Source organism: Streptomyces sp. NPDC003943 (assembly GCF_053605265.1).
Genome location: NZ_JBSGIW010000154.1, coordinates 1 through 10,224, shown reverse-complemented (window position 1 = coordinate 10,224; position 10,224 = coordinate 1). Strand labels below are relative to the sequence as shown.

General features: G+C 73.8%; 9 protein-coding genes. 5 read left to right on the top strand and 4 right to left on the bottom strand.

Going from position 1 to position 10,224, the window contains the following annotated elements:
* The 3 genes from ACWEV0_RS34865 to ACWEV0_RS34855 form a co-directional block, all read left to right on the top strand.
* A partial coding sequence (locus tag ACWEV0_RS34865) for a GAF domain-containing protein (protein ID WP_453153829.1) occupies positions 1 to 1,297 on the top strand: 1,297 nt, incomplete at its 5' end.
* 140 nt (positions 1,298 to 1,437) lie between these two features.
* Positions 1,438 to 2,898 carry an acyl-CoA synthetase gene (locus tag ACWEV0_RS34860; RefSeq protein ID WP_453153828.1) on the top strand — a complete coding sequence of 487 codons (1,461 nt, stop codon included), beginning with the start codon at positions 1,438 to 1,440 and terminating at the stop codon, positions 2,896 to 2,898.
* Entirely contained in the window at positions 2,885 to 4,513 is a 1,629-nt protein-coding gene (locus ACWEV0_RS34855; RefSeq protein ID WP_453153827.1) for a carboxyl transferase domain-containing protein, read from the top strand. Before ACWEV0_RS34860 ends, ACWEV0_RS34855 begins: the two co-directional genes overlap by 14 nt.
* 28 nt (positions 4,514 to 4,541) lie before the next feature.
* Here the strand turns inward: ACWEV0_RS34855 and ACWEV0_RS34850 are convergent, their stop codons facing one another.
* From ACWEV0_RS34850 to ACWEV0_RS34835, 4 genes are all read right to left on the bottom strand, one after another.
* Positions 4,542 to 4,715, bottom strand: coding sequence for a hypothetical protein (locus ACWEV0_RS34850; protein ID WP_453153826.1), 174 nt, complete (start codon positions 4,713 to 4,715; stop codon positions 4,542 to 4,544).
* Positions 4,716 to 4,862: 147 nt separating this feature from the next.
* Positions 4,863 to 6,128: an MFS transporter gene (locus tag ACWEV0_RS34845; protein WP_453153825.1), complete on the bottom strand. Its 1,266-nt coding sequence runs from the start codon at positions 6,126 to 6,128 to the stop codon at positions 4,863 to 4,865.
* The gene (locus ACWEV0_RS34840; RefSeq protein ID WP_453153824.1) at positions 6,125 to 6,592 is read right to left on the bottom strand and encodes a GNAT family N-acetyltransferase; all 468 of its coding nucleotides are present in this window, start codon (positions 6,590 to 6,592) and stop codon (positions 6,125 to 6,127) included. Before ACWEV0_RS34840 ends, ACWEV0_RS34845 begins: the two co-directional genes overlap by 4 nt.
* Before the next feature lie 78 nt (positions 6,593 to 6,670).
* Entirely contained in the window at positions 6,671 to 7,204 is a 534-nt protein-coding gene (locus tag ACWEV0_RS34835; protein WP_453153823.1) for a MarR family winged helix-turn-helix transcriptional regulator, read from the bottom strand.
* A 127-nt stretch (positions 7,205 to 7,331) separates the two neighbouring features.
* Between ACWEV0_RS34835 and ACWEV0_RS34830 the strand changes: the two genes are divergently transcribed.
* Both ACWEV0_RS34830 and ACWEV0_RS34825 read left to right on the top strand, forming a co-directional pair.
* Positions 7,332 to 7,748: an organic hydroperoxide resistance protein gene (locus tag ACWEV0_RS34830; protein WP_453153822.1), complete on the top strand. Its 417-nt coding sequence runs from the start codon at positions 7,332 to 7,334 to the stop codon at positions 7,746 to 7,748.
* Positions 7,749 to 8,026: 278 nt separating this feature from the next.
* Positions 8,027 to 10,081, top strand: a complete 2,055-nt coding sequence (locus ACWEV0_RS34825; RefSeq protein ID WP_453153821.1) for a phosphocholine-specific phospholipase C — start codon at positions 8,027 to 8,029, stop codon at positions 10,079 to 10,081.
* The last annotated feature ends 143 nt before the right edge of the window (positions 10,082 to 10,224 follow it).

Genomic DNA, 10,224 nt, shown 5'->3' with positions numbered 1-10,224 from the left:
GCCCCCCCTGGGGGCCCCCCCCCCCGCGCTCCCCGGCCCCCCCCCCGCCGCGCTGGGGGTCGTCGACCCCGAGCGCGGCCGCGTCACCGAGCTGTTCACCTGCGGCGGACCCGAGGCCGGTCCCGTCCCGCAGCCCTCCCTCGACGTGCCCATCCGCGTCCACACCGAGGTCTTCGGCCACCTCCACCTCACCGACAAGAAGAGCGGCCCCTTCACCGAGGAGGACCTCGCCCTGCTCCGGGTCCTCGCCTCCCAGGCCGGCATCGCGATCGGCAACGCGCGCCTCTACGAGACCGCCCGCCAGCGCGAGCGCTGGATCGAGGGCGCCGCCGCCGTCACCACCGCCCTCCTCGCCGGGAAACCGGCCGAGGACGCCCTGACGACCGTCGCCGAACGGGCCAGGCTGCTCGCCGACGCCTCCGCCGGCGTGGTGCTCCAGCCCACCGCGGAGGGCGGCATGGAGATCGTCGCGGCCTCCACCCCGGACGACCCCGGCGACCTCGTCGGCACCACGATCGCGCCCGGCTCCCCCGTCCTGGTCCAGCTGCTCGGCGGCGAGCCGGTGTTCATCGAGGACTCGGCGACCGATCCCCGGATGACCACGCACGTGCGCAGCCGGTTCGGGCCGTCGATGATGCTGCCGCTGCAGAGCGGCGGGAAGCTCATCGGCACCCTCGCGCTGCCCCGCCGCCGCGGCGGCCGCCCGTACACCGCCGTCGACCGGCTGCTCGCCTCACAGTTCGCCTCCCAGGCGGCGCTCGCCCTCGTCCTCGCCGACGCCCAACACGACCGCGAGCAGCTCGCCGTCTACGAGGACCGTGACCGGATCGCCCGCGACCTGCACGATCTCGTCGTCCAACGCCTCTTCGCCACCGAGATGATGCTGGAGTCCACCCGCCGCCGGGCCGCCGTGCACGAGGTGGACACGCTGCTCGGGCGGGCCGTGGACGAGCTGGACTCGACGATCCAGGAGGTCCGCACCACGATCTTCGCGCTCCAGCAGCCGCCCGCCGACGCCCCGACCTCCTTCCGCGGCCGGGTCCTGCGCGAGACCGGCGGCGCGGCCGCGCTGCTCGGCTTCCAGCCGTCCGTGCACTTCTCCGGCGCCGTCGACGCCCTCGCCGAAGGGGACGCCGGAGCGGACCGGTTGCTGGCGGCGCTGCGCGGCGCGCTCGCCGCGGCCCACCGGCGGCCCGGCGTCGGGGCGGTGACGGTCGAGGTGGGCGCGGGCGCGGACGGGCTGCGGCTGCGGGTCGCGGACGACGGCGCGCCGCCGACCGTGGTGACGTGGCCTTGAGCCTGACCTGGCGCTCGCCGGCCGCGGGTACGCGTACGGGGGATGCGGACCATCCGGCCGGACGGCGGCGCCGACACGCCCGTGCCCGACGTGAGCAAGGTCGCAGCACGGCGGCCGTGACGGCTGGGCAGAATGCGCCCATGAGTGCCCTGTTCCCGGCCCTGCGGGCCGCAACCGACCGGCCGGCCCTGCGGTTCGGCGCGGAGACGTTGACGTACGAGCAACTGGCGCGGGCCGCCGGAACCCTGGCGGCCCGGCTCGCGGGCCCCTGGAATGTCGTCGTCTGGGCCACGCCGACGCCGGAGACGGCGGTCGCGGTGGTGGCGGCCCTGCTCGCCGGGGTGCCGGTGATCCCGCTCAACCCGCGGATCGGCTCTAGCGAGCTGCACCACATCCTCGGCGACAGCCGGCCGGGCGCGGTGCTCGCCGGCGCCGGGGACGAACTGCCGCGCGAGATGGCGGGCCTGACGAGGATCGACGTCGACGTACGAGCGCCGGGGCGGCGGCGGGCGAAGGAGGCGGTGACGGACCCGGAAGCCCCCGCCCTGATCGTCTACACCTCCGGCACCACCGGCCCGCCCAAGGGTGTCGTGCTCTCCCGGCGCGCCGTCGCCGCCTCCCTCGACGCCCTCGCGGCCGCCTGGGCCTGGACCGGCGACGACGTCCTCGTGCACGGCCTTCCCCTCTTCCACGTGCACGGCCTGGTCCTCGGCGTCCTCGGCCCGCTGCGGCGCGGCGGCGAGGTGCGGCACCTGGGCGGCTTCTCCTTCGAGGGCGTCGCGAAGGAGCTGGGCGACGGCGGCGGGACGATGCTGTTCGGCGTACCGACCATGTACCACCGCCTCGCCGAGGCCCTCCCCCACGAGCCCAGCCTGGTCCGGGCGCTGACGGCGGCGCGGCTGCTCGTCTCCGGTTCGGCGGCGCTGCCGGTGCACGACCACGAGCGGATCACGGCGGCGACGGGGCGGACGGTCATCGAGCGGTACGGGATGACGGAGACGCTGATGAACACCTCCGTGCCCGTCGGCTCGGGCCCGCGCCCGGGGTCGGTGGGGCTGCCGCTCGACGGCGTCGAACTGCGCCTGGTGGAGGAGGACGGTTCGGTGCTCGGCCCGGACGCCTCCGACGGGGAGACGGTCGGCGAGATCCAGGTGCGGGGCCCGAACCTGTTCACCGAGTATCTGAACCGGCCGGACGCTACGGCCGCCGCCTTCACGGCGGACGGCTGGTTCCGTACCGGGGACATGGCGGTACGGGAGCCCGACGGCTATGTCCGGATCGTCGGCCGCAAGGCCACCGACCTCATCAAGAGCGGCGGCTACAAGATCGGCGCGGGCGAGATCGAGAACGCGCTCCTGGACCATCCGGGCGTGCGCGAGGCGGCGGTGACCGGCGCGCCGGACCCGGACCTGGGCGAGCGGATCGTGGCCTGGGTCGTCCCGGCCGAGCCGGCGGACCCGCCGTCCGCCGAGGCCCTCGCCGGCCACGTGGCCGCGCTCCTCGCCCCGCACAAGCGCCCGCGCGAGGTGCGCTACCTGGAGGCGCTGCCCCGCAACGACATGGGCAAGATCCTGAAGAAGGCGCTCCGTGACCGGGGCTGAGCGGCGGCCGGCGCGGTCGTGGATCGCCCTGGTCACGGACGACTTCGCCCCGGCGGCGGTACTGCCGGGGGCGGACGACGACTGGCTCCCCGAGGACGAGGGCCGCGGACCGGCCGACGACTGGACACCGGAGGCGGAGGAGGCCGAGCCGAAGGCTCCGCCCGTCGCCGACGGGCCGATCGGCTGGGCCGGCTACGACGCCTCCCGCGCCCGGGCCGCCGAGCGCACAGGCGCGGACGAGTCGGTCCTCTACGGCACGGCGCGCATCGGCGGGCACCCCTGCGTCCTCGTCGTCTTCGAGTTCGGCTTCCTGGGCGGCTCGCTGGGCCGGGCGGCCGGTGACCGGCTCGTCGCCGCGTTCCGCACGGCGGCCGAGCGCCGGCTGCCGCTGGTGTCCCTGGTGGCGACCGGCGGCAGCCGCATGCAGGAGGGCATGATCGCCCTCACCCAGCTCCAGCGCGTCGCCGCCGCCTCGGTCCGCCTCCGCGCCGCCGGCCTCCCCCACCTCGCCGTCCTCCGCGACCCCACCACCGGCGGCGGCTGGGCCACCCTCGGCGCCGCCGCCGACGTCGTCCTCGCCCTCCCGACCGCGCAGGTCGCCTTCGCGGGCTCCCGCGTCCGCCCCGCCCACGCCGACCCGGCCGCCTACACGGCGGAGGACCAGCACGCCCACGGCCACGTGGACGCGCTCGTGCCACCGGAGCAGCTGCGGGACACCCTGACGCTGTGGCTGCGCCTGCTGTCGCCGCGGCACGAACCGGCGGCACCGGACCACGCCGAAGGCCCGGGCGCGGTGACGGCCGAAGGCACGGGCGCGGTGACGGCCGCAGGCCCGGCCACAGGCCCTGGTCCCGGTTTCCCCGTGGCCCCCGCGCCCGGCGTCCCCGTGGCCCCCGCGCCCGGCGTCCCCGCGGGCGCCGCGCCCGCGCCCGCTTCGCCGCCGCCCGCCCTCCGTGATCTCCCGCTCCCCCTCACCGGGTGGGATGCCGTGCTGCGCGCGCGGGAGGCCGGAAGGCCCCGCGCACGGGCGTATCTCGACGCGTACTTCGAGACGCGCGCGGCCATCAGCGGGGACCGGGCCGGTGGGGTGGATGCCGAGGTGGAGTGCGGGTTCGGGGTGCGGCCGGGCGGGCAGGTGGTGGCGTACGCGGCGCAGTCGGGCGGGGCGACGCGGCCGGCCGGGTTCCGGACCGTGGCGCGGCTGATCGGGCTCGCGGACCGGCTGGGGATCCCGGTGCTGACGCTGATCGACACGCCGGGCGCGGCCAATGACGCCGAGGCGGAGCGGGCCGGGGCGGGCCCGGCCATCGCGGAGGTGTTCGGGGCGATCGCGGGGGCGCGGGTGCCCGTGACCTCGCTGCTCGTCGGGGAGGGCGGTTCGGGCGGGGCGCTGGCCCTGGCCGCGCCGGGCAACACGTGGGTGACGCCGGACGGTTACTTCTCGGTGATCGCGCCGGAGTCGGCCGCGCAGATCCTGAAGCGGACGCCGGACCAGGTGCCGGAGACGGCCGACCAGCTCCGGCTGCGCCCGCAGGACCTGGTGGACCTCGGCGTCGCGCGCGGGATCGTCGGGCTCGGACGGGCCCCGGGACAGCACGAAGCCCCCTCCGATTGAGGGGGCTTCGCGGTGGCTCAGGCCATCGTCAGCCGCCGATGCCCTGACAGATGCTGAAGTCCTCGCAGACGACGACCGAGTGGGTCACGACCGTCACGTCGGACCCGTCGGAGTCGTCGTCGTAACCGTGGGCGAGGGCGGTGCCCGAGCCCGCGAGGACGACGGCGGCGGCCAGGGCGGCCGTGGCGATGAACTTGCGCATGAAAACCTCCTGACGAGCGGAGTTGCTCATGCGGAGCCTCTCCGCGGCATAGGTCCGCGGCAAGCGCACGCGCCCTGATCATGCTCCGGGATGACCCGTTCGGCGGGGGCGCTGTTACGTCCGGCTCGCTTCGCGCCCCCACCGGCGCTACGGCGTCGGGTTGCGTCCGTCGTAGCGGCGGAAGCCCTTCCCGTACAGCGCGAGCAGGCCGATCGCGAGCACACACGCCAGGCCGCCGCCGGTGATGGCCACGGCCGGGGAGGTGAGGTCGGCGACGGTTCCGGCGAGGAAGTCGCCGAGCCGCGGCCCGCCCGCGACGACCACGATGAACACGCCCTGGAGCCGCCCGCGCATCTCGTCCGGCGCCGCGACCTGCATCATCGTGTTGCGGAAGATCATCGAGACGGTGTCGGAGTAGCCGGCGACGGCGAGCAGCAGCAGCCCGAGCCACAGGTTGCGGGTGAGGCCGAAGACCGCGATGGCGGTGCCCCAGGTGGCGACGGAGAGCAGGACCGCCTGGCCGTGGTGGTGGATCCGGCCCTGCCAGCCGGAGAGGACGCCGCCGAGGAGCGCGCCGAACGCCGGCGCGGCGACGAGGAGTCCGGTGGTGCGGGCGTCGCCGTCGTACCAGAGCGCGGCGACGGCCGGGAAGAGCGCCCGCGGGTGGGCGAGGATCATCGCGCAGAAGTCGGAGAAGAACGTCATGCGCAGGTTGGGCCGGGTGGCGAGGAAGCGCAGCCCGTCGAGCACCGAGGCCCGCGCGGCACCGGCGCCGTCGACGCGCTCGGGCAGCATCGAGGGCAGCCGCCACATCGCGTAGAGGGAGGCGGAGAAGGCGATGGCGTCGATGAGGTACGCGGCCTGGTAGCCGGCCAGGCCGACGACGACGCCGCCGAGGCTCGGCCCGACGAGGGTGCCGAAGGTCATGGTCATCGAGTTGAGCGCGTTGGCGGCGCGCAGCTGCTCGGCGGGCAGCAGGCGCGGGATCATCGAGCTGCGGGCGGGCGCGTTGAGCGCGGCGCAGACGGCCTGGAGCGCGACGATCCCGTACAGGAACCAGACCCGGTGGAAGCCGGCGAACGCGGCCGTGGCGAGCGCGGCGGAGAGCACGGCCAGGCCGGTGGAGCTGGCGAGGCCGAGCCTGCGCCGGTCGACGGTGTCGGCGATGGCGCCGCCGTACAGCCCGAAGACGACGAGCGGGACGAGCGAGAACAGTCCGACGAGGCCGACCGAGAACGGCGAGCGGGTGATGTCGTACACCTGGAGCGAGATCGCCAGGGTGGTCATGCCCTGGCCGACCCAGGTGACGGAGTTGCCGAACCAGAGGCGGCGGTAGTCGGCGGAGGTACGGAGCGGGGTGAGGTCGGCGAAGAGCCTGCGTTCCCTGGGCTCGGCCGCCTGGGTGGCGCTCACGCGGCGTCGGCCGTGGCGGTGAGGTCCCAGCGCAGCTCGGGGCGGGCCCAGTGGATGCGTCCGGTGGGCTGGACGGTGCCGGTGCGGCGGGCTCCGGTGCGTACGTAGAACTCCTCGGCGGGCGGATGGGCCACGACCCGTATGGAGTCGAGCCCGGCGGCCCGGGCCTGCTCGGCCATGTGCGCCATGAGCATCCGGCCGATGCCGAGGCCCTGGGCGTCGTCGGCGACGAAGGCGAGGTCGAGCTCGGCCTCGTCGAGGAGGAGGGCGTAGAAGCCGAGGATGCGGCCGGCGCCGTCCACGGCGACGTAGACGGGGTGGTGCTCGATGTACGAACCGCCGACCTGGTAGCCGTCGACCATGGCGGCGTATTCGCCGGCGTAGGCGGAGGAGGTCCGGACGAGCCGGCTGAGCCGCTTGGAGTCGGCGGCGGTGGCGCGCCGCAGGGTGATGTCGTCGGGCATGGCCCGAGTATAGGACCGCACCTGCCATCGGATCCTTACATTTAGATGTCGGATGCAGGAACCGTCACGCGGGAACCGTCACGGCGTCCGCCCGCCTTCCGCCATGACGTCCGCCTCCACGTCCGCCCCCGCGTCCGCCCCCTCGTCCGCCCCGACGCAGCGCGCCACGTCGTCCGGGTCGACGGCGTCGAGCCGGGCGGCGAGGGCGTGGATCCGGTCCCGCAGCTCCTGGATCTCCGCGAGGTCGAGCCCGGTCGCGGCGGCGATCCCGCGCGGCACCCCGAGGGCCTTCTCGCGCAGCGCGGCCCCCTCGTCGGTGACCCGCACGGTGACGGACCGCTCGTCCTCGGCGCTGCGCCGGCGCTCGACGTAGCCGGCCGCCTCGAGCCGCTTGAGCAGGGGGGAGAGCGTGCCGGAGTCCAGCCGGAGCCGCTCACCGATGCCCTTGACGGGCAGCTCGCCGTGCTCCCAGAGCACGAGCATCACCAGGTACTGCGGATAGGTGAGGCCGAGCTCCTTGAGCGCGCCGCGATAGACGCCGTTGAAGGCACGGGAGGCGGCGTGCAGGGAGAAGCAGATCTGGTTGTCGAGCTTGAGGAAGTCCTCGTCCATGACTCCCAGGGTACGGGAGAGGCGCATCACACCCGATTCAGTTGTGCGCAACTCAATGGCGCGCTACAAATGAACCCAGGACAGCACGACCGACCGAGCTCCCCCTCCGAGAGGAACGGAAGAACCCATGGACGCCATCTACACCGCCGTCGCCACCGCCAACGGCCGCGAGGGCCGCGCCGTCAGCTCCGACGGCCGTCTCGACCTCCCGCTCGCCCACCCGGTGGCCCTCGGCGGCAACGGCGAGGGCACCAACCCCGAGCAGCTCTTCGCCGCCGGCTACGCGGCCTGCTTCGCCAGCGCCATGGGCGTGGTCGCCCGCCAGGAGAAGATCGACATCTCCGACGCCTCCGTCACCGCCGAGGTCTCCATCGGCAAGGACGCGGCCGACGGCGGCTTCGGCCTGGCGGTCGTGATGCGCGCCGAGTTCCCGGAGCACCTGCAGGGCGAGGCCGGCACCGCGCTCCTGGAGAAGACCCACGCGTTCTGCCCGTACTCGAAGGCGACGCGGGGCAACATCAAGGTGGAGCTCGTCGTCGAGTAGTCGTCGTCGACCAGTCGTCGACCAGTCGCCAAATGACGACCTGACGTGCCTTTCTGAGGATTTCCGACGCCCTCGGTGCGCTCTGACGCACCGAGGGCGTTCGGTTGTGAGTTTTCACGTCCAGGCACGGGGGATTCGCCTGCCGTACGACGGGCAGTCATGGGACGGCCGCCGGGCGGTGGTTCGCGGGCGCTCTCCTTGGGGCGCTCGTCGCCGGCCCCGGCCGGCCACCGCACGCGCACCCCGCATCCGCTCCCATCCCGGAGGGCAACTCCCCCATGGCCGACCTGAATCGCCGCCGGTTCCTGCAACTGGCGGGCGGTACCGCCGCGTTCACCATGCTGTCCGACAGCATCGCCCGCGCCGCCTCCATACCCGCGCAGGGCGCGACCGGCACCATCCAGGACATCGAGCACATCGTGGTCCTGATGCAGGAGAACCGTTCCTTCGACCACTACTTCGGCGCCATGAAGGGCGTGCGCGGCTTCGGCGACCCGCGCCCGGTGACGCTGCCCAGCGGCAAGCCCGTCTGGTACCAGTCGGACGGCAAGACGGAGACCCTGCCCTTCCGTCCGTCGAGCGACAAGCTCGGCATGGAGTACCTGCAGGGCCTGAACCACGACTGGGCGGGCGGCCAGAGCGCGTACAACAAGGGCAAGTACGACAACTGGGTGCCGGCCAAGACCAAGGCCACGATGGCCCACCTCACCCGGGACGACATCCCGTTCCACTACGCGCTCGCCGACGCGTTCACCATCTGTGACGCGTACCACTGCTCGTTCATCGGCGCGACCGACCCCAACCGCTACTACATGTGGACCGGCTACGTCGGCAACGACGGCACCGGCGGCGGCCCGGTGCTCAACAACGCCGAGGCGGGCTACCGCTGGACGACGTACCCCGAGCGCCTGGAGGCGGCGGGCGTCTCGTGGAAGGTCTACCAGGACATCGGCGACGGCCTGAACGCCGGCGGCTCCTGGGGCTGGATCAACGACGCCTTCCGCGGCAACTACGGCGACAACTCGCTGCTCTACTTCAACAACTACCGCAACGCGCAGCCCGGCAACCCGCTCTACGACAAGGCCCGCACCGGCACGAACGCCAAGGCGGGCGAGGGCTACTTCGACCAGCTGCGCGCCGACGTGCAGGCCGGCCGGCTGCCCCAGGTCTCCTGGATCGCGGCGCCCGAGGCGTTCTCCGAGCACGCCAACTGGCCCGCCAACTACGGCGCCTGGTACATCGCGCAGGTCCTCGACGCGCTGACCTCCAACCCGGACGTGTGGGCGCGGACGGCGCTGTTCATCACGTACGACGAGAACGACGGCTTCTTCGACCACGTGGTGCCGCCGTACGTGCCGGGCTCGGCCGCGCAGGGCCTGTCGACCGTCTCCACGACGCTGGACTACTTCCCCGGGAAGACGGGTTACGCGGCCGGCCCGTACGGCCTCGGCCCGCGCGTCCCGATGATCGTCGTCTCGCCGTGGTCGACCGGCGGCTACACCTGCTCCGAGACCTTCGACCACACCTCGGTCATCCGCTTCATGGAGAACCGCTTCGGCGTGCGCGAGCCCAACATCTCGCCGTGGCGCCGGGCCATCTGCGGCGACCTGACCTCCGCCTTCGACTTCTCCCGGACGCAGACGCAGCCGGCCGCGCTGCCCTCCACGGCCGGCTACTACCCGCCGGACCGGAACCGCCACCCGGACTTCCTGGCCACCGCCCCGGCCGTCGGCGCCATGCCCCGCCAGGAGCCGGGCGCCAAGCCCACCCGCCCGCTCGCCTACGCCCCGTACGTCGACGGCGCCGCGGACACCACCGCCGGCACCTACCGGCTCACCTTCAGCGGCGGCCCGGCGGCGGGCGCGCAGTTCTACGTCACCTCGGCGAACCGCACGGACGCGCCGTGGACGTACACGGCCGAGGCGAACAAGTCGATCGCGGACACCTGGAACACCAAGTACTCCAAGTCCCTCACCGACCTCACCGTGCACGGCCCCAACGGCTTCCTGCGCCGCTTCCGCTCCCCCGGCAAGACCGCCGTCCCCGAGGTCAGGGCCCGCCACAACGCCGCCACCGGCGACCTCGACCTGACCTTCACGAACGCCGGCACCACGGCGACGGTGACCGTCACCAACGCCTACGGCGGCAGCCCGGTGACCCTGTCCGTCGCCAAGGGCGCGACGGTCACGTACACCGTCCCGCTGTCCGCCTCCGCCCGCTGGTACGACGTCACCGTCACGTCCTCCGCCACCACGGACTACCTCCGCCGCCTGGCGGGCCACGTGGAGACGGGCGCGGCGGGCACGTCGGACCCGGGCATCCTCACGTACTGACGTACTGACGTACTGACGTACTGACGTACTGACGTACTGACCGCAGGAATGCCGCCGGGGTCAGCTTCGACGTCCGGTCGGCCGCCGCCGCCCGTACCCCCGCCAGGTCCCCGTACTCCGTGATCAGCTGCGCCGCCGTCTTC

Excerpts from the sequence above, each read along its gene's own strand:
- ACWEV0_RS34860 (WP_453153828.1), top strand. The coding sequence starts at position 1,438 with ATGAGTGCCCTGTTCCCGGCCCTGCGGGCCGCAACCGACCGGCCGGCC.
- ACWEV0_RS34850 (WP_453153826.1), bottom strand. The coding sequence starts at position 4,715 with ATGCGCAAGTTCATCGCCACGGCCGCCCTGGCCGCCGCCGTCGTCCTC.
- ACWEV0_RS34840 (WP_453153824.1), bottom strand. The coding sequence starts at position 6,592 with ATGCCCGACGACATCACCCTGCGGCGCGCCACCGCCGCCGACTCCAAG.
- ACWEV0_RS34835 (WP_453153823.1), bottom strand. The coding sequence starts at position 7,204 with ATGGACGAGGACTTCCTCAAGCTCGACAACCAGATCTGCTTCTCCCTG.
- ACWEV0_RS34830 (WP_453153822.1), top strand. The coding sequence starts at position 7,332 with ATGGACGCCATCTACACCGCCGTCGCCACCGCCAACGGCCGCGAGGGC.
- ACWEV0_RS34825 (WP_453153821.1), top strand. The coding sequence starts at position 8,027 with ATGGCCGACCTGAATCGCCGCCGGTTCCTGCAACTGGCGGGCGGTACC.